Below are 24104 nucleotides of genomic sequence, written 5' to 3' on the forward strand. Positions count from 1 at the left end.
TTTTTCACTGGATACCTGATATTCGATGCGCAGTCCCAATTGGTTGTTCCTCGTTTTGCTCCTGCTGCTGGCTGGCCTGCAATACCGCCTGTGGGTGGGTAATGGCAGTCTGGCGCAAGTGGCCGAACTGACTCAGCAGATCGCAGATCAACACGCTGAGAACGAGGGGCTGCTTGAGCGCAATCGGGTGATGGACGCTGAAGTCAGTGAATTGAAAAAGGGCATGGAGACCGTTGAAGAGCGGGCTCGTCATGAGTTGGGCATGGTCAAGGACGGTGAAACCCTTTACCAGTTGGCTCAATGAATCCCTCGTTACCGGCCTTCTGGGCTGTAATTCCTGCCGCGGGCGTCGGTGCCCGTATGGCCGCGGACCGTCCCAAGCAATACTTGCAACTGGGCGGGCGCACTATTCTCGAACACAGCCTCGGCTGTTTCCTTGATCATCCTTCCCTGAAAGGGTTGGTGGTCAGTCTTGCTATTGATGATCCTTACTGGCCGAACCTGGCGTGTGCTAGTGATCCGCGAATTCAGCGGGTTGAAGGCGGCTCCGAGCGCTCCGGGTCGGTGCTCAATGCGTTGCTGCATTTGCATGCGCAAGGCGCTGACGATGAGGAATGGGTGCTGGTTCACGATGCTGCGCGGCCGAATCTGAGCCGTGATGATCTGGACAAGTTGCTGGGTGAACTCGCAGATGATCCGGTCGGTGGACTGCTGGCGGTTCCGGCACGCGATACTCTCAAACGGGTCGACAAACAAGGTCGTGTGGTCGAAACCGTGGATCGCAGTGTGATCTGGCAAGCCTACACGCCGCAGATGTTTCGCCTTGGCGCATTGCATCGGGCGTTGGCCGACAGTCTGGTGGCCGATGCGGTCATCACCGACGAAGCCTCGGCCATGGAGTGGGCAGGCCTGGCGCCACGTTTGATCGAAGGTCGGTCCGACAACCTCAAAGTAACTCGCCCCGAAGACCTTGAGTGGTTGCGCCAGCGCTGGTCTAACCGCCGCTAAGCTGCATACTCTGGCCTTTGCGCCAATCCTTCCTTCAAGTAATCCACCAACTTGCGCACCTTGGGTGACAGATGCCGTTGCTGTGGATAAAGCGCCCACACGGCAGTGTTCGGCGGTTGGTGGGCTTCCAGCAGCGAAATCAATTCGCCGTTTTTCAGATGCTCCAACACGTAGTAGTCCGGCAGCTGGCACAAACCCACACCCTGTAAGGCCGCATCCAAAACTGCTTGCCCACTATTGCAGCGCCAGTTTCCCTGCACTCGCTGGGAAAATTCCCGCCCGTTCTGTTCCAGTTGCCAGATATCCGAGCCGCCGATGAGGCAGTTGTGGCGGCTGAGTTCCGACAAGCTATGCGGGCGGCCGTAGCGTTCCAGATAGGACGGCGATGCGCACAGGTACATGCGTCGTGGCGCCAGACGTGTCGCCACCAGGCGTGAGTCTTGCAGACGGCCAAGGCGGATTGCCAGATCCAAGCCTTCATGGACCAGGTCGAGTTGGCGGTTGCTCAGTTCGATGTCGATGCGCAGTTGCGGATACAACCCCATGAATCGCGTCACCAGCGGCACGATGAATCGCTCGCCGTACGCCACGGCGCAGGTCATGCGCAGCATGCCTTTGGGTTCGCTGGTCAGGTCACCCACCGCCCGCAGCGCTTCTTCGCGGCCATCTTGCAAGCGCTGGCAATGTTGCAGAAAGGTTTGCCCTGCTTCGGTCAGCGTGACCCGGCGAGTGCTGCGATAAAGCAGTCGCGTCTGAAGGCGCTCTTCGAGGCGTACTATTTGTCGACTGATGTGGGAGGAGGAAACTCCGAGGCGTTCCGCGGCAGCCGTGAACTGGCTGCACTCGGCCACGGCGACGAACTCGTCGATACCTTCCCAGCGGTTTTCGGACATCAAGGATTATCCCTGTATGGCAATAATGTTTTGCTTTTGTCCGGATTATTCACCGTCAGGCGGTGTATTACACTCCTTGTCTCGTTTTTATTCACTGGAGAACCCACATGATCAAGTCGCGCGCTGCCGTTGCCTTCGAGGCCAAGAAACCCCTCGAGATCGTTGAAGTCGATGTCGCCATGCCCAAGGCCGGTGAAGTCCTGCTGCGAGTGGTTGCCTCCGGTGTTTGTCATACCGATGCCTACACGCTGTCGGGCGCGGACCCGGAAGGCATCTTCCCGTCGATCCTCGGTCACGAAGGTGGCGCGGTGGTTGAGGCGATTGGTGAGGGCGTGACCTCCGTCGCAGTTGGCGATCATGTGATCCCGCTGTACACCCCGGAATGCCGCCAGTGCAAATTCTGTCTGTCGGGCAAAACCAACCTGTGTCAGGCGATTCGTGCGACTCAGGGTAAAGGCCTGATGCCGGATGGCACTTCGCGCTTTTCCTACAAGGGCCAACCAATTTTCCACTACATGGGGACGTCGACGTTCTCCGAGTACACCGTGCTGCCGGAAATCTCCGTCGCCAAAATTCCAAAAGAAGCGCCGCTGGAAAAAGTCTGCCTGCTGGGCTGCGGTGTCACCACCGGCATCGGTGCAGTCCTTAATACCGCCAAGGTAAAACCAGGTGATACCGTCGCCATTTTCGGCCTCGGCGGCATCGGTCTGTCGGCGGTGATCGGCGCCGTCAAAGCCAAGGCTGCGCGGATCATCGCCATCGACATCAACCCGGCCAAATTCGAGATCGCCAAGCAGTTGGGCGCAACCGATTGTGTGAACCCGAAAGATTTTGATCGTCCCATCCAGGAAGTCATCGTTGACATGACCGACGGCGGCGTCGACTTTTCCTTCGAATGCATCGGCAACGTGCAATTGATGCGTGCCGCACTTGAATGCTGCCACAAGGGTTGGGGCGAGTCGGTAATCATCGGCGTCGCCGGTGCTGGCCAGGAAATCGCCACGCGTCCATTCCAGTTGGTGACCGGTCGCGTCTGGCGCGGTTCGGCGTTCGGCGGCGTGCGTGGCCGTACCGAGTTGCCAAGCTATGTCGAGATGGCTGAAACCGGCGAAATCCCGCTGGATACGTTCATCACCCACACCATGGGCCTGGAAGATATCAACAAGGCGTTCGACCTGATGCATGAAGGCAAGAGCATCCGTTCCGTCATCCATTTCTGAGGTCGGTCATGAGCCTGGAAAATATCTCCTGCCAGAAAAGCTTCGGCGGCTGGCACAAACGCTATCGGCACCGCTCCGATGTGCTCGGCTGCGACATGGTGTTTGCCGTGTACCTGCCGCCGCAAGCGGAGCAGGGCGGCAAGTTGCCGGTGCTGTACTGGTTGTCCGGCCTGACCTGCACCGACGAAAACTTCATGCAAAAGGCCGGCGCCATGCGCTTGGCCGCCGAGCTTGGGCTGATCATCGTTGCACCGGACACCAGCCCTCGCGGTCCCGATGTGCCGGGTGATCCGGATGGCGCCTGGGACTTCGGTCTCGGTGCCGGATTTTATCTGAATGCCACGCAGGAACCCTGGTCCCGGCACTATCGGATGCATGACTATGTCGTGCAGGAATTGCCCGCATTGGTCGAAGCCCATTTCCCGGCGTCGGACAAGCGCGGCATCAGTGGTCACTCCATGGGCGGCCACGGTGCGCTGGTCTGTGCGTTGCGTAATCCGGGGCGTTATCAGTCGGTGTCGGCGTTCTCGCCGATCAACAATCCGATGGACTGTCCTTGGGGGCAGAAGGCCTTTTCCCGCTACCTGGGGGAAGATCGTTCGAAATGGCGCGAGTGGGATGCCTGCGTCCTGATTGCCGAAGCAAACGAGAAGTTGCCGTTGTTGGTCGACCAAGGTGATCGCGACGATTTCCTGGCCACCCAGCTCAAGCCTGAAGCCTTGCAACAGGCCGCCAAACTGGCCGGTCATCCGCTGACGTTGCGCCTGCAACCCGGCTACGACCATAGCTATTTCTTCATCGCCAGTTTTATCGACGACCACTTGCAACATCATGGACGCGCCCTAGGCGTCTAATGCAGGTAGAATCACGCCCTGACAAAAATCGGGGCGTTTTTTTATGCGTATTGGCCACGGCTATGATGTGCATCGTTTCGCTGAAGGCGATTTCATTACTCTGGGCGGCGTGCGCATTGCACACGGCTTCGGGCTGCTCGCTCACTCCGACGGTGACGTCCTGCTGCACGCCTTGAGCGATGCCTTGCTCGGCGCCGCTGCGCTGGGTGATATCGGCAAACATTTTCCGGACACCGACCCGACATTCAAGGGCGCCGACAGCCGGGTGCTGTTGCGTCATGTCGTCGCACTGATCCACGCCAAGGGCTGGAAAGTCGGCAACGTCGATAACACCATCGTCGCCCAGGCGCCGAAAATGGCCCCGCATATCGAATCGATGCGCGCGCTGATTGCCGCGGATCTTCAAGTTGAGTTGGATCAAGTGAACGTGAAAGCTACCACCACCGAAAAGCTCGGCTTTGTCGGTCGCGAAGAAGGCATTGCCGTGCACTCCGTTGCCTTGTTGCTGCGCGCATGAACGAACTGCAATTGCTCGGCCCGCGGGCCTATGGCCAAGCCCTCGGCACCGCGGTACTGAAAGCCACGGCGGAAGATTTTCAGGTCGATGAAGTCCTCAATATCCCCCTCAGTGGCGACGGCGAACACTTGTGGATCTGGGTGGAAAAGCGCGGTCTGAATACCGAAGAAGCGGCACGGCGAATCGCCAAGGCGGCGGGCGTGCCATTGCGCACTGTCAGTTATGCGGGGCTCAAGGATCGTCAGGCGCTGACTCGCCAGTGGTTCAGCGTGCAGCTGCCGGGAAAGGCCGACCCTGATCTGTCGGCGGCGGAAAACGATACGCTGAAGATCCTCAAGACCGGCCGGCACAAACGCAAGCTGCAACGCGGTGCTCATTCGGCCAATGGCTTCACGTTGCGACTGACGCAATTCGCTGGCGACAAAGCGGCGATCGAGGAGCGTCTGCAACTGATCGCCAAGCAAGGTATTCCCAATTATTTCGGCGCCCAGCGTTTTGGGTTTGACGGCGGTAACGTGGTCGATGCCCGTGCGTGGGCTGCTCGCAAAGCCTTGCCGGAGCAGCGCAACGTGCGTTCGCGTCTGCTCTCGACGGCGCGCAGTTTTCTGTTTAATCAGGTGTTGGCGGCGCGTGTCGCCGATGGCAGCTGGCAGCGTGCCCAGGTTGGCGATCTGCTGGCCTTCACCGACAGTCGCAGCTTTTTTCCGGCAGGTGTTGCCGAGTGCAGCGACCCGCGTCTGGCAATTCTCGATCTGCACCCGACCGGTCCGCAGTGGGGCGAAGGTGACTCGCCGGCCACTGGCGCTGTCCATGAACTGGAGCAGGCAATCGCCACTCGCGAAGCGGACTTGCGTGATTGGTTGATTAACGCCGGTATGAGCCACGAACGTCGCATCCTGCGGCTGCCCATTGATGGGTTGACGTGGCATTATCCCGAGCCTGACATTCTGCAACTGGAATTCGTCCTCCCGGCCGGATGCTTCGCCACCGTATTGGTGCGCGAGCTCGTTGATCTGGTGCCGGTGGGGCAGACGGACAGCCCATGCGTATTCTGATTTCTAACGACGATGGGGTAACCGCACCCGGTCTCGCCGCGCTTTATGCTGCGCTGGCGGATTACACCGAATGCGTGGTTATCGCCCCGGACCAAGACAAAAGCGGCGCCAGCAGCTCGCTGACGCTCGACCGTCCGTTACACCCGCAAACCCTGGCCAACGGCTTTATCAGCCTCAATGGCACACCGACCGATTGCGTGCACCTGGGCCTCAATGGCTTGCTGGAACGCGAGCCGGACATGGTGGTTTCGGGGATCAACCTGGGCGCCAACCTGGGTGATGACGTGTTGTATTCCGGCACTGTGGCGGCGGCCCTTGAGGGACGTTTCCTGGCGCGTCCTTCGTTTGCCTTTTCGTTGGTCTCACGGCAAGTGGAGAACCTTCCCACAGCAGCGTACTTTGCGCGCAAACTGGTAGAGGCTCACGCGGACCTTGAACTGCCACCGCGTACGGTACTGAACGTGAACATTCCCAATTTGCCGCTGGACCACATCCGCGGTATTCAGCTGACCCGCCTCGGACATCGAGCACGTGCTGCAGCGCCGATGAAAATGGTCGATCCGCGCGGTAAATCCGGTTACTGGATTGCGGCGGCAGGGGATGCCGAAGACGGCGGCCCGGGCACCGATTTTCATGCGGTGATGCAAGGCTATGTTTCAATCACCCCACTGCAACTGGATCGCACCTTTAATGATGCCTTCAGAAGTCTCGATGGCTGGCTGGAGGGGCTCAACTAATGGCTCGTGAACAAGACGATATTCTGCGTCGTGGCATCGGGATGACCTCACAACGGACCCGTGAGCGCCTTATTCAGCGCCTGTATGAAGAGGGAATTTGCAACGCCAAGGTGCTGGAAGTCATTCGCCGTACACCGCGTCACCTGTTCGTCGACGAGGCGCTGGCTCACCGCGCCTACGAAGACACGGCGCTACCGATCGGCAATAACCAGACCATCTCGCAGCCTTATATGGTGGCTCGCATGAGCGAGTTGCTGCTGGAGGCAGGTCCTCTCGACAAGGTGATGGAAATCGGCACCGGCTCGGGCTATCAGACGGCGGTGCTGTCGCAACTGGTCGAGCGGGTATTTTCCGTCGAGCGCATCAAGGTTCTGCAGGACCGGGCCAAGGAACGCCTGGTGGAGCTGAACCTGCGCAACGTGGTGTTCCGCTGGGGCGATGGTTGGGAAGGGTGGCCGGCGCTGGCGCCTTACAACGGCATTATCGTGACTGCGGTGGCGACCGATGTACCTCAGGCGCTGCTTGATCAATTGGCGCCGGGAGGGCGGCTGGTGATCCCGGTCGGATCGGGTGAGGTTCAACAATTGATGCTGATCATCCGGGAAGAGCAGGGCTTTTCCAGGCGTGTTCTGGGGGCTGTTCGCTTCGTCCCGTTGCTCAATGGGCCACTTGCCTGAGCATTTGTTTCAGGGCGCTGAATTCTCTTCGATTGCTCCTGTCTTACAGCGGGATCGATCAGTTAAACGGGATCATCGTCAGGCAGCAAACGTGTGCGCGAAGCCATTACGCTTCATTAAAGGTAAAGCCTGCACGGCTCGTTATACTTGCGACATTTCAATGCCGGTACACGGCAATCCACATTTTCAGCCACCACAAAGGGAGCGGCGGGTGAGTCTCACAGTCATTGCGCAGCGAATGGGTAAAACGAGCTTTCAGCGCCTGGTGACTGGCCTTGTCTTGAGCACCTTGCTAGTCGGGTGCTCCAGCAATAAATCGAGCGATGTACGCGTCGTCGATCGCAACAACGCCGTCGCCCAGCGTCCGGCAGTGACCACGGGTCAATACGTCGTCCGACCTAAAGACACCTTGTTCTCCATTGCCTTTCGCTACGGCTGGGACTACAAAGCCCTCGCGGCACGCAACAACATTCCTACGCCTTATACGATCCATCCGGGTCAGACGATTCGCTTTGACGGTCGCACCGGTTCAACGCCGACACCGGTGGTCAGCTCCGCCGATTCAACGCCTTCTTCGTCGCTGAAAACCACGGTTATCCGGCGCCAGGCGAATGGCGCAACCACGAGCACAGCAGTGGTTGCACCGTCCGTCGCCAGCAAGCCGACCCCTGCTCCGATGCCTCCTGCCGGTCCGGCCCCGACCGGCTGGGGATGGCCATCTAATGGCATTCTCATTGGTAAATTCTCTTCAAACGGCAGTTTGAATAAAGGAATTGATATCGCCGGGGATTTGGGACAGCCTGTTTTAGCTGCGTCTGATGGGACGGTGGTATACGCCGGGAGTGGCTTAAGGGGCTACGGCGAATTAGTCATCATCAAACACAGCGATACCTACGTCAGTGCCTACGGACATAACCGCAGGCTGTTAGTTCGGGAGGGGCAGCAGGTCAAGGTCGGACAGACAATTGCCGAAATGGGGTCAACGGGTACAGACCGGGTGAAGCTGCATTTTGAGATTCGCCGACAAGGTAAACCTGTAGATCCGCTGCAATTCCTGCCACGTCGTTGATCGCTTTCCAGCCTGTTCCGTCGCGTAGAGGGAACAGGCTCCAGCGTTGCCAAGGATATAGGCGCCGCTTGAGCCTGAGGTCGAACTCACCAAAGGACTATAACAATGGCTCTCAGTAAAGAAGTGCCGGAGTTTGACATCGACGATGAGGTTCTCCTGATGGAGACCGGCATCGCTACGGATTCGATGTCGAATGATGAAGGGGCTGCTCCACCTTCCGTTCGTGCCAAATCCAAACACTCCGCCTCGTTAAAGCAACACAAGTACATTGACTACACGCGTGCACTCGATGCCACGCAGCTGTACCTCAATGAGATTGGCTTTTCCCCTCTGTTGTCCCCCGAAGAAGAAGTTCATTTTGCGCGCTTGTCGCAAAGTGGAGATCCGGCCGGGCGCAAACGCATGATTGAAAGTAACCTGCGGCTGGTGGTGAAAATCGCCCGGCGTTACGTCAATCGGGGTCTGTCGCTGCTGGACCTGATCGAAGAGGGCAACCTCGGGCTCATCCGGGCGGTAGAGAAGTTCGACCCCGAACGCGGCTTCCGCTTTTCAACCTACGCGACCTGGTGGATTCGTCAGACCATCGAGCGCGCGATCATGAATCAGACCCGGACCATCCGGTTGCCGATTCATGTGGTCAAAGAGCTCAACGTGTACCTGCGGGCTGCACGGGAGCTGACGCAAAAACTCGATCACGAACCCTCACCCGAAGAAATTGCCAACCTGCTGGAAAAACCAGTGGGCGAGGTCAAGCGCATGCTCGGCCTGAACGAGCGGGTTTCTTCGGTCGACGTCTCGCTGGGTCCGGATTCGGATAAAACCCTGCTGGACACCCTTACCGATGACCGCCCAACCGATCCATGTGAACTGTTGCAGGATGACGACCTGTCCCAGAGCATCGATCAATGGCTCTCGGAGCTGACCGACAAGCAACGCGAAGTGGTGATACGCCGCTTCGGCCTGCGCGGTCACGAGAGCAGCACGCTTGAAGATGTAGGCCTGGAGATTGGCCTGACTCGGGAGCGGGTCAGACAGATTCAGGTTGAAGGCCTGAAGCGTCTTCGGGAGATTCTCGAGAAGAATGGCCTGTCGAGCGAGTCGTTGTTTCAATAAGTAATTTGCTGGCTGGCATTAAAAAGCCCTGACTGGTTCGGGGTTTTTTATTGCCTGGGAGACGGGCTGGGAGTTCCCTCCGTAATCCCTCTGGTTTGTAGTCTCTCGCTGTAAGTGTTTGCTTACTCTTTCGTAAGTGTTCGCTAATTCCATGGGTAGCAGCCGTACATATTCCTACGTGAGATATGATTAACTGATTGATTTATATGCTTATTTTTTAAGATTAATAGCTTGTGACAGTCAGTTTCAGCTAATGGAGGCGATTGCTCTTGGTAGGGAACTCTCTAGTATCTGAACTGTGTCGACGGACAGACACACCCTTCAAGGATGAGGGGGAAAGGACATCGCAGGAAGCGATTCATCAGGACGATGAAAAGGAACACAGGGAATAGGGAAAAAATGTGGGCGGGTCAAACCGCCCCTTTTTTTGCCTGCAGAAAAGCAAAAAGGCCCGCGAGGGGCCTTTTCGAGAACGCGGGGGTAATCAGCGTTCGAGGTCTTTGATCTTGCCTTTGACGCCATCCCACTCTTCGGCATTGGGCAAGGATTCTTTCTTCTCGGTGATGTTGGGCCAGATTTCCGCCAGCTCAACGTTCAGCTGAATAAACTCCTGCATGTCTTCCGGGACTTCATCTTCGGAGAAGATGGCCACGGCAGGGCATTCTGGTTCGCACAGTGCGCAGTCGATGCACTCATCCGGGTGAATCACCAGGAAGTTCGGGCCTTCGTAAAAGCAGTCCACCGGACAGACTTCTACGCAGTCGGTGTACTTGCACTTGATGCAGTTGTCGGTGACGACGAAGGTCATTTCTAATTTTCTCCTCAGGCGGCGGCAGCGGAGCCCCTTCACGTTGGGGTCGCCAGGTTTGGGAGCGATAGTCTGCTGGTCAGGCTATAAGCCAGCAGCATCCCAAACCGCGCGAGATTCTAACAGCTTGCAGGCGAGTGCGTTAGATCCGTGTCTTTAGTGTATAGAGCATTTCGAGCGCCCGACGCGGCGTCATGTCGTCCAGATCAAGTTTGGCCAGATCATCCAGCACCGGATGCGGCAGGCTGGCGAACATGTCGCTCTGCTGCGGCGCCGCCGGTTTGCCTTTGGCAGTCTTGGGAACTTCATGAGGCAGGGCGGCCGCTTCCAGCCGGCCCAAGTGTTCGCGAGCGCGCACGATCACTTCGCTCGGCACACCGGCCAACTGTGCAACCGCAAGGCCGTAGCTCTGGCTGGCAGGCCCTGGCAGCACGTGGTGCAGGAACACGATGCGTTCGTTGTGCTCGGTGGCATTAAGGTGAACGTTGGCCACCAGCGGTTGTGCCTCCGGTAGCACCGTCAGCTCGAAGTAGTGGGTGGCGAACAGCGTGTAAGCCCGCAGATGGGCCAGGCGTTCGGCCGCCGCCCACGCCAGGGACAAACCGTCAAAGGTGCTGGTGCCACGACCGACTTCGTCCATTAGCACCAGGCTGCGCTCGGTGGCGTTGTGCAATATGTTCGCGGTTTCGCTCATTTCGACCATGAAGGTCGAGCGCCCGCCGGCCAGGTCATCGCTGGAACCGATCCGGGTAAAGATCCGGTCCACCAGAGACAACTCGCAACTCGCTGCCGGTACGAAGCTGCCGATGTGTGCCAGCAGCACGATCAGAGCGGTCTGGCGCATGTAGGTGGATTTACCACCCATGTTCGGACCGGTGATCACCAGCATACGGGTGTTGTCGTCGAGGCTCAGGTCGTTGGCCACGAACGGCGTGGTCAGCACTTGCTCGACCACCGGGTGACGACCCTGGCTGATGCGCATGCACGGCTCACTGACGAAGCGCGGGCAGTTCAGATCGAGGTTCAGCGCACGTTCGGCAAGGTTGCTCAACACGTCCAGCTCAGCCAGTGCCGCGGCGGTGTCTTGCAGCGGTGGCAACTGGGCGATCAAATCTTCAAGCAGTGCTTCGTAGAGCATCTTCTCGCGCGCCAGGGCGCGGCTCTTCGCTGACAGGGCCTTGTCTTCGAACGCCTTCAGTTCCGGCGTAATGAAGCGCTCGGCGCCTTTCAACGTCTGGCGACGGATATAGTCTGCCGGCGCCGACTCAGCCTGCTTGCTTGGCAACTCGATGAAGTAGCCATGAATGCGGTTGTAACCGACTTTCAGATGCGACAGACCGGTACGGGCCTTCTCGCGTGCTTCGAGGTCGATCAGGAACTGCCCGGCGTTTTCGCTGAGCGATTGCAAATCGTCCAGTTCGGCGTCGTAACCGGTTTTCAACACGCCGCCGTCACGGATCACCGCGGGCGGGTTGTCAATAATGGCTTTTTCCAGCAGGGCCGCCAGTTCCGGGTAGGTGCTGGTGGTCTTCGCCAGTTGAATGATGTGCGGAGCTTCCAGCTCAGTCATCGCCACTTGCAACTCAGGCAATGCTCCGAGCGCATCGCGTAGGCGAGCCAGGTCACGAGGACGGGCATTGCGCAGGCCGATCCGCGCCAGGATTCGCTCGATGTCGCCGATTTCCTTGAGCTGCGGTTGCAGTTTCTCGAAGCGGTAACCGTCGAGCAGGCAGGTGATCGAGGTCTGGCGCGCCAGCAATACGGTCAGATCCCGCAGCGGACGGTTCAGCCAGCGGGTCAGCAGACGGCTGCCCATGGCGGTCTGGCAGCGATCGACCACAGATTGCAACGTGTTGTCGCGACCGCCAGCCAGGTTAGTGTCCAGTTCCAGGTTGCGACGGCTCGCGCCGTCCAGCACCACGGTGTCGTCCAGGCGTTCATGACGCAGGCTGCGCAAATGGGGCAGGGCGGTGCGCTGGGTTTCCTTGGCGTAGCTGAGCAGGCAACCCGCGGCGCCGATGGCCAAGGTCAGGTTCTCGCAGCCAAAACCTTTCAGGTCCTGGGTGGAGAATTGTTGGCAGAGACTCTTCAGTGCCGAATCACGTTCGAAATCCCACGGCGCACGGCGACGAACCCCACGACGTTTCTCCGCCGGCAGATCCTTCGGCCAGTCATCCGGGATCATCAGCTCTACCGGATTGACGCGCTCCAGTTCTGCCAGCAGGTTTTCCCAGCCTTTGATTTCCAGCACGGTGAAGTTGCCGCTGGTGATGTCCAGCACCGCCAGACCGAACAGACGCTCATCCCCCAGGACGGCAGCAATCAGGTTATCCCGACGCTCATCCAGCAACGCTTCATCACTCACCGTGCCCGGCGTGATGATCCGCACCACCTGACGATCCACCGGGCCCTTGCTGGTCGCCGGGTCGCCGACCTGCTCACAAATCACCACCGACTCGCCGAGCTTGACCAGTTTCGCCAGGTAGCCTTCCGCGGCGTGGTAAGGAATCCCACACATCGGAATCGCCTGACCCGCCGACTGCCCACGGGCGGTCAGGGTGATGTCCAGCAATTTGGCGGCCTTCTTCGCGTCTTCATAGAAGATCTCGTAGAAGTCGCCCATGCGGTAGAACATCAGCTGGTCTGGGTGCTGGTTTTTCAGGCGCCAGTACTGCTGCATCATCGGCGTGTGGGAGGACAGATCGGAGAGCGCTTTATTCATCGGATAATCAGGCAAATTCGTTGAAAGGTGTAGGGCAAAGGAGGGGCATCGGCCCGGCTTTTCCGCGATGGGCGCAAGGTTAACATGGGCGGTCCACCCGACGCAGGCATGAAAGCCCTGCGATATATTTCTTCTGTCTATGCACGACATATGCGCAATTTATGCAATTGGGCATTTGTCTTCCGCGAAAAGAACAAGCACTATGCGCGTTATGCAAAAACGCAATGTTTCTACCGTACTAAGAGCGCTGCTCGATCAGCACGGGATCTCCCCCACGGAGCTTCACCGTCGCACCGGCGTGCCTCAATCCACTCTCTCGCGGATCCTCAGCGGGAAGATCGTCGATCCCTCGGATAAACACATCTCGAAGATCGCCGAGTACTTCGCCGTGAGCACCGACCAGTTGCGGGGCCGTGCGGATGTCGCGCTGGCAGCCAGCACCGGGCGCGATCAATTGCATTCGGAACTCAAGGACATAAGTCTGTGGGACGACGATACGCCCGTCGATGATGACGAGGTGTCGGTCCCCTTTCTTCGCGAGGTTGAATTGGCTGCAGGATCAGGAAGGTTCGTCATCGAAGAGAGCGAGCGCTCTAGCCTGCGCTTCGGCAAGCGGAGCCTGCGTCACAACGGCGTTCAGTTCGACCAGGCAAAATGCGTGACGGTGCGCGGCAACAGTATGTTGCCGGTACTGCGCGACGGCGCCACCGTCGGCGTTAATGCCGGCAAGTGCGGGATCGGCGATATCGTGGATGGCGACCTTTATGCCATCAACCATAACGGCCAGCTGCGGGTGAAACAGCTTTATCGCCTGCCTACCGGGATACGTCTGCGCAGCTTCAATCGCGATGAACATCCGGACGAGGACTACACCTTCCAGGAAATCCAGGAAGAGCAGATTGTCATCCTCGGTCACGTCTTCTGGTGGGGCATGTACGCCCGTTAACCTCACCGCTGTCAGATAAAACCCGCCATTGAGCGGGTTTTTTTTCGCCTGCCAAAAGCCTCCAGCGCCTTTGTCTGCGGGGCTTTCATGCAGAAATGCATTTCTAACGCATAAATAAATGCATTTGTGCATTGACTGTATATGCATCCATGCATATTCTTTGTCTCAAGCCGCTCAACAAAGCAGCTCGAAACGAAGCTCTTTAGTTCCACCACAAAGGCAGCGATGAACCGGCCTCAACGGTTCAGAGGGTTGGCAACTGACCCGGGTGTGCAGCGTAAAGCACCAGAAGCAGTTATCCGGCGGGCAGGGACCGCGGTCGGAAAAACAATATGAATCGATCCGTACCGCGCCAGTAGCGCCGAAAGGTCAACGCGAAGGACCGCATTACTGAAAAGCCTGGGTGACCGGGCTTTTTGGAATGCCTGCCTACCGTCAGGCAACTCAAGAGACACCGTTTGAAAGACACACACATCACTCATCAATCACCCCCAGGAGGCGTGACATGACAAACGAGCAACAAGCGTTGCTGGACATGCCGATCTGGCTCGTCATCGTCCTCGCCCTGGTGGGCGGGGTGTCCGGCGAAATGTGGCGCGCCGACAAGGAGGGCGCCCGTGGCTGGTCGCTGCTGCGGCGCCTGGCGCTACGTTCCGGGGCCTGCATGGTCTGCGGGGTCTCCGCAATCATGCTGCTGTATGCCGCCGGCGTGTCGATCTGGACGGCTTGCGCGTTCGGTTGCCTTACGGCGATGGCCGGGGCAGACGTTGCCATTGGCCTTTATGAACGCTGGGCGGCCAAGCGGATTGGCGTTTGCGAAGTGCCCCCGCGAGATACCCGCCAGGATCCCTGAACACCAAGCCCAATGGAATGGCGATCAGCGGTGCCGACCGGCATCCGACCTGCAAGGACGCGGGTTTCCCAAGGCCAGTACCTTTCACTCAAACCCGCCAACCAAGCGGGTTTTTTATTGCCCGGTGAAAACACCATGAAGATCACCCCACTGGTCACCCAACTGCGTGATCACTGCCCAACCCTCGCCAATCGCGTGGCTGCCGGCATCGACCTCGAAACGCTGCAAGCCAGTACCCCGCTTTCAACTCCTTGCGCCTACGTGGTGCCGATTGCCGATCTGGCAGGCGCAAACACGGCGCAAAACGCTACGTGGCAGACCATTCGCGACCGCTTCGAAGTGACCCTGGTGCTTGACACCACCGACGCTACAAAAGCGCTGGATCTGTTGCACGACCTGCGGGCCGAACTTTGGCGGGCGCTGGTGGGTTTCAAGCCCGGCAGTGATTACGACGCCATCGCCTATGACGGCGGTGAACGGGTTTCCATCAACAGCAACCGCGTGCTGTATCGCCTGCGCTTTTTTGCCGAGTTCCAGCTCGGCCGCAATCTGCCTGGTCAGCCTGCGGAGAGCTGGCACGAACGTGAACTGGACGGTTTGTCGTCCTTTACCGGGGTCACCGTGCGGGTCGATGCGATCGATCCGGCGGACCCCAATCTGAAACGCCCAGGCCCCGACGGACGCCTGGAACTGACTTTCTCTGGAGACGTAACCCCATGAGTAAACGCATCACCGTGCTGCCGGCCCCAGGCCGCGCCGTGCCCGACCCGGAAGCGGGCGATCTGTTGCCCCTCGAGGGCCGTGAAGTGCCGGACAACGCCTGGTGGCGTCGACGTCTGGCCGATGGCGATATCACTACCAAAGCCGTGAAAGCGGCGAAACCACAGGGAGCCAAATAATGGCGATCGGATTCAGCAACATCCCCGCGGACATTCGTGTTCCGCTGTTCTACGCAGAAATGGACAATTCGGCCGCCAATAGCGCGTCGTCGGCCATGCGCCGTTTGATCGTCGCTCAGGTCAACGACAACATTGCGCCGGCCGAGGTTGGCAAACTGGTGTTGGTGTCCAGCGTGGCGCTGGCCAAAAGCATTGGCGGCCAAGGCTCGATGCTCGCTTCGATGTATGAAACCTGGCGCAAGACCGACCCGATCGGCGAGATCTGGTGCCTGCCGCTGCACAACACCGAAGGAAGCATCGCCAAAGGCGTGTTGACCCTGACCGGCGCGGCCACTCAAAGCGGCGTGCTCAACCTGTATGTCGGCGGCGTTCGTGTTCAAGCAGCCATTGTCAACGGCGCTACTGCGGCTCAAGCGGCCACCGCGCTGGCGCTGAAGATCAACGCCTCGGCAGATCTGCCGGTCAGCGCTGCAGCCGTAGAAGGCATCGTGACGCTGAGCGCCAAATGGACTGGCGACAGCGGTAACGACATCAGCCTGCAATTCAATCGCCTGGGCAAGAGCAATGGCGAAGAAACCCCGGCCGGCCTGACCACGGCCATCACCGCCATGACCGGCGGCGCCGGTGTGCCGGATCAGGTCGCTGCGGTAGCGGCGCTGGGCGATGAGCCGTTCGAGTTCATCTGCATGCCATTCTCGGACCTGTCGACCCTCAACATCTGGCAAGCCGTCATGGATGACAGCACCGGTCGTTGGTCGTGGGCCAAGCAATTGTTCGGTCATGTCTACAGCGCCAAGCGCGGCACCATTGGTACTTTGGTCGCTGCCGGCCAGGCGCGTAATGACCAGCACATGACCCTTCAGGCGCTGGAGCCGGGTGTACCGCAACCGTTCTGGGTTCAGGCCGCCGCACTGGCTGCGCGCACGTCGGTATTCATCTCCGCCGACGCCAGCCGTCCGACCCAAAGCGGCAGCCTGCCAGGTCTCGACCCTGCATCCGCCAGTGAGCGTTTCACCCTGACCGAGCGTCAGTCGCTGCTCAATTACGGTATCGCCACCGCGTACTACGAAGGCGGCTACGTGCGCATTCAGCGTTCGATTACCACCTATCAGAAGAACGCCTACGGCCAGGCAGACAATTCCTACCTGGACAGCGAAACCATGCACCAGTCGGCCTTCATCGTGCGTCGTCTGCAAAGCGTGATCACCAGCAAATACGGTCGCCACAAACTGGCCTCTGACGGCACCCGTTTCGGCGCCGGCCAGCCGATCGTTACCCCGAGCACTATTCGCGGCGAGCTGATCGCCCAGTACGCCAAGCTCGAACTGGAAGGCCACGTCGAAAACGCCGAGCTGTTCGCCGAGCACCTGATCGTCGAACGCGACGTGCAGGACCCGAGCCGGGTCAACGTGCTGTTCCCGCCGGATTACATCAACGGTCTGCGCGTGTTCGCGCTGCTCAACCAATTCCGTCTGCAGTACGACGACGCAGCCTGATCGCTGCCTTTGACTGTGTGATTTCAGCCCACCTCGCGTGGGCATTTGATTTGAAGGGAGAAACACCATGGGTCAACTGATTGCGGGCACCTGCTACGTCAAAGTGGACGGCGCTCAACTGACTATCAATGGCGGCTGCGAAGCGCCGTTGATGGCTGTGAAACGGGAAACCGTCGTACCGGGTTTCTACAAGGAAACCGACATTTCCCCGTCGTTCAAAGTGACGGCGCTGCACACCGCGGACTTCCCGCTCAAGCAACTGATCGCAGGCTCTGACATGACCGTCACCTGCGAATTCAGCAACGGCAAAGTCTACGTACTGGCCGGCGCCTACCTGGTGGAAGAACCGGTATCGAAAGGCGATGACGCCACCATCGAACTGAAATTCGAAGGCATCAAGGGGACCTGGCAATGACTGGCGCCGTGAAGCTTCAAGTCGCGATCGAAGCTCACGGCGAGCCCTTGACCGAACTCAACCTGCGCCGCCCAACGGTGCAGGAAGTTCGAGCGATCAAGGCGCTGCCGTACAAAATCGACAAGAGCGAAGAAGTGAGCCTCGACATGGACGTCGCGGCCAAATACATCGCGGTGTGCGCCGGCATCCCGCCGTCGTCGGTCAACCAGTTGGACCTGGCTGACCTCAACGCGCTGAGCTGGGCTGTCGCGAGTTTTTTCATGAGTGCGGCGTCGGAGCCATCACCGACCTGATTTCAGTCGCCTATGACCTGGCCTGGTTCTGGAAGGTTGACCCCGAACAGATGATGGCCAGGCCACTGGATGTGCTCCGCGAATCGCTGGAGCACGCGCAACGGATCAATGCGATGCAGCAGGTGCAGTGATGGCAGACATGGAAAAGGAAGACAAAAAATCGGTCCGGCTGACGGGGATCGATGAACTGACCCCCAAGCTCGCCGGCATTCGAGCGAGGATCGAGGGCTTCAGAACACATCTTGAACAGACGGGGCTGGGCAAGCTGGACATCAGCGGTCTGTTCAAGGGCGGCAGCGTGATCACGCCCTTCGTGGACGGGATCAAGGCGTCCGCTGCGTTCAAGGGCCAATTGACCGAGGTGAATGAGGCCGCCAAAGGTGTCGATGTGCCGAGCGTGCCGACTAGCGCCACGCAAACCCTGAATGTGTTCAGTCGGTCGATGGAGCAGGTATCGGCTGCCGCAAACACCGCGTTACAACCTGCCGTCGCGACCGTCACGGCAGGACTTCAGCCGCTGCTCATTGGCTTTGGCAGTCTGCTCGATGACAACCCGAAGCTGGTCGAGGGACTTGCGGCCGGTGCCATTGCGTTTTCGGCGATGCAAACGGCCGTGACCGGCGCGACCCAAGTGTTCGATCTGATGAACATGGTGCTCAAGACCCATCCCTTCGTGTTGATTGCCACGGGCATCGCCCTGGCAGCCGGTTTGATTGTGGCCAACTGGAAGCCCATATCGACGTTCTTCGCCGGGCTCTGGCAAAAGATTTCTCCGGTCGTGATGCCCATGGTCGAGTTCTTCAAGACGATGTTTGCGTTCACGCCGGTGGGACAAATCATCAGCCATTGGGCACCGATCACCGCCGTGTTCGCGGCGATCTGGGACGTCATCAAAGCAGCGGCCACGCCGGTAATCGGTTTTTTTCAGACGCTTTTTTCCTGGTCGCCACTGGGTTTGATCATCAGCAACTGGACTCCGTTGACGGGCCTGTTCTCGGCCATCTGGGACTTGCTCAGAGCGCTGTCGGTGCCGGTCATGGACTTTCTGCATGGCCTGTTCGACTGGTCGCCGCGGGAGATGATCATCGCCGGCTGGGGCGCGGTCACCGAACTGTTTTCCGGCATCTGGGACAGCATCAAGGTCCCGGCACTGGTGATGTCCGGCACGCTGCGCAGCCTGTTTGACTGGTTTCCGCTGGACGAGATCAAAAAGCGTTGGGAGCCGATCACCGAATGGTTCAGCCAATGGTGGGACAAGCTGCAAGGCGTCGTCGCGCCGATCAAGGAATTCTTTGCCGGTGGTTTCGGCAGCCTTGTCGCCAGCGTGACTGGCAAGGTCGAGGGCCTGACCGAGGCGCAAGAAAAAACCAATGCCGAAGGCAACGGTAAGTTTGCGCCGGCGTTTTTTGGCACCGATACCGAGCAACCACAAAGCCTGTCAGTGCGGCCCGGTAATCTGCCGCACACACCCTCGATGCAGCCTGGCTCCCTGACACAAAACTCCAGCGCCCTGATTCAGCAAAGCGCCGCCAACAGCCGCACACAACTCGAAGGCGGCCTGACCGTGCGCTTCGAAAATGCGCCGGCCGGCATGCGCACCGATCAGCCGCAAAGCAATCAACCGGCGCTGGCGCTCAATTCGCGCATCGGCTACCGCACACTGTCCCTTGGAGGTTCCAATGAGCTGGCGTGATCGTTTGATGCCGGCGTCGTTTCGCGGCGTCCGGTTCTGGGTCGATCAGGCGAAAAACCCGGTCGGCCAAAAGGGCCAGTTGCACGAGTACCCGCAGCGGGATCTGCCGTATTTCGAGGGCCTTGGCCTGCAGGCGAAGATTCACGATTTGACCGCATTTATCGTTGGCCCCGATTGCCTGGAGCAGCGCGACAAACTGCTCAAGGCGCTGGAGCAGGGCAGTGGTGAGCTGGTTCACCCGTGGCTGGGACGTCTGCAGGTCAAGGTCGGCGAATGCGACATGACTCACACCCGCCAGGACGGCGGGCTGGTGACCTTTACCCTGAAGTTTTACCCCGATCTACCGGTGCCGTTTCCGACGGCGGCGGTCAGCACGCAGAAGCTATTGCTGGTGTCCGCCGACAGCCTGCTGGGCTCCGCGGTGAAGCGTTTCGAAGATGCGATGACCTTGATCAAGGCTGCGCGGATCGGCATTGCCAACCTGCGCAACAGCATCAAGGAGGCTTACGAGGTGATTCAGCAACACCTTCAGCCGTTGATCGATGAGTACCAGCAGATCAGCGATCTGGTCAAAGCCGTCAAGGAGCTGCCCAAGGATGTGGCGGAGGAATTCAAGGGATTGATCGGCGACATCAACGAACTGAAAGACTTCGCCCGTGAAGGTTATCGTGGCGTGATTGCCAACGTCTCCCAGCAGGTCGAAGCCATCAAGAAGGCCGATGCGCCGAAGCTGACCACTGGCAAAGACACCACTGCTGCGGCCCAGGCGCTGACCAATCTGGTGCAGGACACCTTGATTGTGCAAGTGGCCCAGTGGGTCGCGTCGATGCCGGTGGCTTCGCAGGCAGTCAAGCGGGTCACCAACCTGCCGGTCGGGCATCAGGCTGTGCAACCGACCACGCATCAGGACGTTCCGGTGGTCGACGATTTAGAGGCCTTGCGCGCGGCACTTGAGGAAGTGTTCAAGCTGCCCGAGGCCAAGGCTGATCCCGCGCACTATCTGGCGATGAGCAATCTGCGTCAGGCCCTTCGGGCGCATTTGAAAGCGGTCGCGTCGTCGGGCGTTCGACTGGTCAGCAAGTCTTTCAAGCAAAGCCTTCCGGGGCTTGTGGTGATCTATCAGCAAAGTGGAGACGCCACGCGAATCGCTGAAGTACTACAGCGCAACGGCATTATTCATCCGGGGTTTCTCCCGCTGGACGACGTGAAAGTCCTGGGGGAATAGACCATGAATGAACTCGACAACAGCGTGTTGCTGACCGTTGACGGTCTGGAGTATGGCGGCTGGAAAAGCGTTGAAATCACTGCAGACCTCGAGCGTCAGTTTCGCACCTTCAAGCTCGACATCACCTGGCAATGGCCGGGGCAGACGGTCGACCGACCCATTCGTCCGGGTGCGCCCTGCCAAGTGCGAATCGGCTGCGATCTGGTGCTCAGCGGGTATGTGTTCAAGGCGCCGGTCAGCTATGACGGGCGGCAGATCAGCCTGAGCATCGGAGGCAGTTCGAAGACTCAGGACCTGGTGGACTGCGCGGCGATCAACACGCCCAACCAATGGCATCAGCAATCGTTACTCAGCATCGTCGAAGCGCTGGCCGCGCCCTATGCCGGGAAAGTGGTCAGCGAAATCCCGGAAACCACGCGGCTCGGCAGCCACACCATCGTGCCGGGGGAAACGGTCTTTCAGTCGATCGACCGCTTGCTCACGCTGTTTCGGGTGTTTTCCACCGATGACGCTGAAGGTCGGGTAGTACTGGCCCGGCCGGGCAGCGGTGGGCGAGCCAGTGATGTGCTTGAGCTGGGCAAGAACATTCTGTCGGCCAACGCGCCGATGGACTTCAGCCAGGTGTTCTCCGAGTACCGGGTGATTGGCCAGCACAAGGGCGGCGACGAGAAGAGCGGTGCGGCCGTGAGCGAAGTGTCCGGGACCTCCACCGACCCGATCATCGGACGCAAACGTGTGACGGTGATCAGCGAAAGCGCGCAATTGACCCCGGAACTGGCGCAACAACGTGCCGATTGGGAAAGCGGTATTCGCGTCGGCAAGGCTGGCACCACGACCTATCGGGTACAAGGCTGGCGGCAGTCCAACGGTGATTTGTGGAAGCACAACACCTTGGTGCGGGTGATCGACAAGGTATTGGGTTTTGACCACGACATGCTGATCTCCAAGGTGACGTACTCGCTGTCCGAACAGGGCTCGGTCACCACGCTGCAAGTGGCGCCGCCTTACACCTTCGATGCGAATCCGATGCCTCCCAAAACCTGACTCCCCGCCAAGCCTCGCTCCTACAAGGTAATCAATATGAGCCTACTGACACGCCTCCTGGCGCGCGGCACTGTCGTGCTCGCCAACTCGGCCACCAAGCTTCAATCCCTACAAATGCGCCTCACCGCCGGCGAAGTGAACGACGACATGGAGCACTTCGAACCCTACGGGTTCACCAGTAATCCGCTGGCCGGCGCTGAAGGTATCGCGACGTTTCTGGGCGGCGATCGTTCCCACGCCATCGTGCTGGTGGTCGCCGACCGCCGCTATCGCCTCAAGGCACTGGCCCAGGGCGAAGTGGCGATCTACACCGACGAAGGCGACAAGATCCACTTCAAGCGCGGACGAATCATCGACATCGAAACCGCCACCCTGAACATCCGCGCCAGCACGGCCGTAAACATCGACACACCGACCCTGAGCCAGACCGGCAAGATCGTCTCTCAGGGCGATCAGATTGCCGGTGGCATCAGCCAGATCAAGCACGTGCACGTCGGCGTGCAGGCGGGCAACGGCCAGACCGGCGTGCCGGCGGGAGGCCAGTGATGTTTATCAGCCAAAACCTCCACGCCGCACTGACCCGTTCAGTGCTGATCAGCCTGTTCACCTGGCGCCGCGCCGCCGATGACGATGCCCTCGATGACGAAGAACGTTTCGGCTGGTGGGGCGACACCTTTCCTACGGTCGCGGACGACCGTATCGGCTCACGCCTGTGGCTGCTGCGGCGGGTCAAGCTGACCCGACAGACCCAGATGGACGCCGAGTTCTATGCTCGCGAAGCCTTGCAGTGGCTGATCGACGACGGCCACTGCAGCGCCATCGACATCATCAGCGAACGCCTCGACGCTCAGCGCCTGAACCTGCGCACGGTCCTGACCCTGGCCGACGGCGAGCGCCTGGACATCAACCCTGATAACAGTTGGCAGGTGATCTATGCCGTTTGAAACCCCTTCGCTGCCGGTGCTGATCAAGCGCACCCAAAGCGACCTGGCCAGCGATTCGCTGCGCCAGTCCGATGCGCAAGTGCTGGCCCGCACCCTCGGTGGCGCCGCCTATGGCCTGTATGGCTATCTGAACTGGATTGCCGAGCAGATCCTCCCGGACAAGGCCGATGAGTCGACCCTGGAACGGATCGCCGCACTGCGTCTGAACCAGCCGCGCAAAGCTGCACAATCGGCCAGTGGCAGCGTCAGCTTTACCGCCAGCGCTGGCGCTGTGCTGGACGTCGATACTCTTCTGCAATCGAGTGATGGTCGCACTTACAAAGTCACTTCCACCCGCACCACCAGCAATGGTCTAAACAGCACCACCATCGCCGCGCTCGACGCCGGCAGCCTCGGGAATGCCGACGCCGGCATGACGCTGATTCCGGTGCAGCCGATTCTGGGCATTATCGGCAACAGCTTCACGGTGCTGGCGCCGGGGTTGACCGGCGGTATCGCTCGGGAAAGCCTGGAGTCCCTGCGGTCCCGGGTGATTCGTTCTTACCGGGTCATTCCTCACGGCGGTGCGGCGCAAGACTACGAAACCTGGGCGCTTGAATGTCCTGGGGTGACCCGTGCCTGGTGTCGCGGCAGCTATCCCGGCCCCGGCATTGTCAGTCTGTACATCATGCGGGACGACGATGCGCAACCCGTCCCCAATCCCGAGCAACTGGCTGAAGTCCAGGCCTATATCGAACCTCTGCGGCCAGTCACCGCCGAGTTGCGTGTGCTGCCACCGGTACAAGCGCCGGTGACTTACCGACTGAGCCTGAAGCCCGACACCACGGCCGTACGCGCCGCCGTTGAGGCGCAACTGCGCGATCTGCATAACCGCGAAGGAGGCCTGGGCGACACCCTGCTGGTGAGTCACATCCGTGAAGCCATCAGCAGCGCAACCGGTGAAAGTGATCACGATCTCAAATCTCCTACCGCCGATGTCGAAGCCGAGAGCAACCAGTTGCTGACCTTCGGAGGTTGCGTATGGCAGTAATCAGAACCGCCGCGCAATACCAGGCCCAACTGCGCAGCCTGCTACCCAGCGGCCCCGCGTGGGACCCCGAGCGGGTCCCGGAACTCGAAGAAGTCCTTGAAGGCGTCGCCCAGGAACTGGCCCGCCTCGACGCTCGCGCCGCTGACCTGCTCAACGAAATGGACCCGGCGGGCGTCAGCGAACTGGTGCCGGATTGGGAGCGGGTGATGAACCTGCCCGACCCGTGCCTGGGCGCGACGCCACTGTTCGACGACCGCCGCCTCGCCGTACGCCGTCGACTGCTGGCGGTTGGCAGCCAGGCCATCAGCTACTACGTCGAGATCGCCAAGAGTCAGGGGTACCCGAACGCCACCATCACCGAGCTTGAAGTCCCGCGAATGGGACGGGCCCGGTTTGGCCAGGCGCATTTCGGAACATGGCAGGCGCATTTCATGTGGACGCTGAACACCGGTGGCCGCCTGCTGCTGGGCCGACGTTTCGGCGCCAGTTACTGGGGCGAACGCTTCGGTATGAACCCGGGTTCTGCACTGGAATGCCAGATCCATCGCAGCGCCCCGGCGCATACCAAGGTGCACATCAATTATGACTAGGGA

General features: G+C 59.6%; 27 protein-coding genes. 24 read left to right on the forward strand and 3 right to left on the reverse strand.

Annotated features, from left to right (window positions below):
* Positions 1 to 25: 25 nt before the first annotated feature.
* Together ftsB and ispD are read left to right on the forward strand one after the other, a co-directional pair.
* Entirely contained in the window at positions 26 to 304 is a 279-nt protein-coding gene (gene ftsB / locus QFX16_RS06080; RefSeq protein ID WP_008028992.1) for a cell division protein FtsB, read from the forward strand.
* The gene (gene ispD / locus QFX16_RS06085) at positions 301 to 1008 is read left to right on the forward strand and encodes a 2-C-methyl-D-erythritol 4-phosphate cytidylyltransferase (protein WP_283183215.1); all 708 of its coding nucleotides are present in this window, start codon (positions 301 to 303) and stop codon (positions 1006 to 1008) included. The genes ftsB and ispD overlap by 4 nt, the downstream gene beginning before the upstream one ends.
* Here ispD and QFX16_RS06090 read toward each other — a convergent pair.
* Complete coding sequence (locus tag QFX16_RS06090) at positions 1005 to 1901, reverse strand: LysR family transcriptional regulator (RefSeq protein WP_283183216.1); 897 nt, start codon at positions 1899 to 1901, stop codon at positions 1005 to 1007. The two genes, ispD and QFX16_RS06090, sit on opposite strands and share 4 nt — an antisense overlap.
* A 107-nt stretch (positions 1902 to 2008) precedes the next feature.
* On the opposite strand from QFX16_RS06090, the gene QFX16_RS06095 reads away from it, so the two are divergent.
* From QFX16_RS06095 to rpoS, 8 genes are all read left to right on the forward strand, one after another.
* A complete protein-coding gene (locus tag QFX16_RS06095) occupies positions 2009 to 3121 on the forward strand; it encodes an S-(hydroxymethyl)glutathione dehydrogenase/class III alcohol dehydrogenase (protein ID WP_129441645.1) in 1113 nt (370 codons plus the stop codon).
* Between the two features lie 8 nt (positions 3122 to 3129).
* A complete protein-coding gene (gene fghA / locus QFX16_RS06100; protein WP_283183217.1) occupies positions 3130 to 3975 on the forward strand; it encodes an S-formylglutathione hydrolase in 846 nt (281 codons plus the stop codon).
* Positions 3976 to 4018: 43 nt separating this feature from the next.
* Positions 4019 to 4492: a 2-C-methyl-D-erythritol 2,4-cyclodiphosphate synthase gene (gene ispF / locus QFX16_RS06105; protein ID WP_010462780.1), complete on the forward strand. Its 474-nt coding sequence runs from the start codon at positions 4019 to 4021 to the stop codon at positions 4490 to 4492.
* Positions 4489 to 5547, forward strand: coding sequence for a tRNA pseudouridine(13) synthase TruD (truD, locus tag QFX16_RS06110; protein ID WP_283183218.1), 1059 nt, complete (start codon positions 4489 to 4491; stop codon positions 5545 to 5547). The genes ispF and truD overlap by 4 nt, the downstream gene beginning before the upstream one ends.
* Positions 5535 to 6284, forward strand: coding sequence for a 5'/3'-nucleotidase SurE (gene surE / locus QFX16_RS06115; protein WP_283183219.1), 750 nt, complete (start codon positions 5535 to 5537; stop codon positions 6282 to 6284). The genes truD and surE overlap by 13 nt, the downstream gene beginning before the upstream one ends.
* Positions 6285 to 6325: 41 nt before the next feature.
* Positions 6326 to 6961, forward strand: a complete 636-nt coding sequence (locus QFX16_RS06120; protein WP_177327881.1) for a protein-L-isoaspartate(D-aspartate) O-methyltransferase — start codon at positions 6326 to 6328, stop codon at positions 6959 to 6961.
* Between the two features lie 211 nt (positions 6962 to 7172).
* The gene (locus tag QFX16_RS06125; RefSeq protein ID WP_283183220.1) at positions 7173 to 8030 is read left to right on the forward strand and encodes a peptidoglycan DD-metalloendopeptidase family protein; all 858 of its coding nucleotides are present in this window, start codon (positions 7173 to 7175) and stop codon (positions 8028 to 8030) included.
* A gap of 105 nt (positions 8031 to 8135) precedes the next feature.
* Positions 8136 to 9143: an RNA polymerase sigma factor RpoS gene (gene rpoS, locus QFX16_RS06130; protein ID WP_054047143.1), complete on the forward strand. Its 1008-nt coding sequence runs from the start codon at positions 8136 to 8138 to the stop codon at positions 9141 to 9143.
* Between the two features lie 484 nt (positions 9144 to 9627).
* Here rpoS and fdxA read toward each other — a convergent pair whose 3' ends face one another.
* Positions 9628 to 9951 (reverse strand): ferredoxin FdxA, encoded by a 324-nt coding sequence (gene fdxA / locus QFX16_RS06135; RefSeq protein WP_283183221.1) that lies wholly within the window; start codon positions 9949 to 9951, stop codon positions 9628 to 9630.
* A 142-nt stretch (positions 9952 to 10093) separates the two neighbouring features.
* On the reverse strand, positions 10094 to 12673 hold the full coding sequence (gene mutS, locus QFX16_RS06140; RefSeq protein WP_283183222.1) for a DNA mismatch repair protein MutS: 2580 nt from the start codon (positions 12671 to 12673) through the stop codon (positions 10094 to 10096).
* A 211-nt stretch (positions 12674 to 12884) separates the two neighbouring features.
* On the opposite strand from mutS, the gene QFX16_RS06145 reads away from it, so the two are divergent.
* From QFX16_RS06145 to QFX16_RS06210, 14 genes are all read left to right on the forward strand, one after another.
* Positions 12885 to 13619, forward strand: a complete 735-nt coding sequence (locus QFX16_RS06145) for an XRE family transcriptional regulator (RefSeq protein WP_283184525.1) — start codon at positions 12885 to 12887, stop codon at positions 13617 to 13619.
* Between the two features lie 505 nt (positions 13620 to 14124).
* Complete coding sequence (locus QFX16_RS06150; RefSeq protein WP_283183223.1) at positions 14125 to 14472, forward strand: phage holin family protein; 348 nt, start codon at positions 14125 to 14127, stop codon at positions 14470 to 14472.
* Between the two features lie 135 nt (positions 14473 to 14607).
* The gene (locus QFX16_RS06155; RefSeq protein WP_283183224.1) at positions 14608 to 15192 is read left to right on the forward strand and encodes a phage tail terminator protein; all 585 of its coding nucleotides are present in this window, start codon (positions 14608 to 14610) and stop codon (positions 15190 to 15192) included.
* Positions 15189 to 15371, forward strand: coding sequence for a DUF2635 domain-containing protein (locus QFX16_RS06160; protein ID WP_003198311.1), 183 nt, complete (start codon positions 15189 to 15191; stop codon positions 15369 to 15371). Before QFX16_RS06155 ends, QFX16_RS06160 begins: the two co-directional genes overlap by 4 nt.
* Positions 15371 to 16867, forward strand: coding sequence for a phage tail sheath subtilisin-like domain-containing protein (locus QFX16_RS06165; protein WP_283183225.1), 1497 nt, complete (start codon positions 15371 to 15373; stop codon positions 16865 to 16867). Before QFX16_RS06160 ends, QFX16_RS06165 begins: the two co-directional genes overlap by 1 nt.
* Before the next feature lie 67 nt (positions 16868 to 16934).
* The gene (locus QFX16_RS06170) at positions 16935 to 17282 is read left to right on the forward strand and encodes a phage tail tube protein (protein ID WP_129441663.1); all 348 of its coding nucleotides are present in this window, start codon (positions 16935 to 16937) and stop codon (positions 17280 to 17282) included.
* Positions 17279 to 17575: a phage tail assembly protein gene (locus QFX16_RS06175; RefSeq protein ID WP_046054588.1), complete on the forward strand. Its 297-nt coding sequence runs from the start codon at positions 17279 to 17281 to the stop codon at positions 17573 to 17575. Before QFX16_RS06170 ends, QFX16_RS06175 begins: the two co-directional genes overlap by 4 nt.
* Before the next feature lie 130 nt (positions 17576 to 17705).
* Positions 17706 to 19268 carry a phage tail tape measure protein gene (locus tag QFX16_RS06180; protein WP_283183226.1) on the forward strand — a complete coding sequence of 521 codons (1563 nt, stop codon included), beginning with the start codon at positions 17706 to 17708 and terminating at the stop codon, positions 19266 to 19268.
* A complete protein-coding gene (locus tag QFX16_RS06185) occupies positions 19255 to 20493 on the forward strand; it encodes a DNA circularization protein (protein ID WP_283183227.1) in 1239 nt (412 codons plus the stop codon). Before QFX16_RS06180 ends, QFX16_RS06185 begins: the two co-directional genes overlap by 14 nt.
* A 3-nt stretch (positions 20494 to 20496) precedes the next feature.
* The gene (locus tag QFX16_RS06190; RefSeq protein WP_283183228.1) at positions 20497 to 21537 is read left to right on the forward strand and encodes a phage baseplate assembly protein; all 1041 of its coding nucleotides are present in this window, start codon (positions 20497 to 20499) and stop codon (positions 21535 to 21537) included.
* A gap of 36 nt (positions 21538 to 21573) precedes the next feature.
* Positions 21574 to 22083, forward strand: coding sequence for a phage baseplate assembly protein V (locus tag QFX16_RS06195; protein ID WP_283183229.1), 510 nt, complete (start codon positions 21574 to 21576; stop codon positions 22081 to 22083).
* Positions 22083 to 22481: a phage GP46 family protein gene (locus tag QFX16_RS06200; RefSeq protein ID WP_038979177.1), complete on the forward strand. Its 399-nt coding sequence runs from the start codon at positions 22083 to 22085 to the stop codon at positions 22479 to 22481. Before QFX16_RS06195 ends, QFX16_RS06200 begins: the two co-directional genes overlap by 1 nt.
* Complete coding sequence (locus tag QFX16_RS06205) at positions 22471 to 23511, forward strand: baseplate J/gp47 family protein (protein WP_283183230.1); 1041 nt, start codon at positions 22471 to 22473, stop codon at positions 23509 to 23511. The genes QFX16_RS06200 and QFX16_RS06205 overlap by 11 nt, the downstream gene beginning before the upstream one ends.
* On the forward strand, positions 23502 to 24101 hold the full coding sequence (locus tag QFX16_RS06210; protein WP_134418769.1) for a YmfQ family protein: 600 nt from the start codon (positions 23502 to 23504) through the stop codon (positions 24099 to 24101). Before QFX16_RS06205 ends, QFX16_RS06210 begins: the two co-directional genes overlap by 10 nt.
* The last annotated feature ends 3 nt before the right edge of the window (positions 24102 to 24104 follow it).

Origin of the sequence: Pseudomonas svalbardensis, from assembly GCF_030053115.1 — a bacterium.
Lineage (GTDB): Bacteria > Pseudomonadota > Gammaproteobacteria > Pseudomonadales > Pseudomonadaceae > Aquipseudomonas > Aquipseudomonas svalbardensis.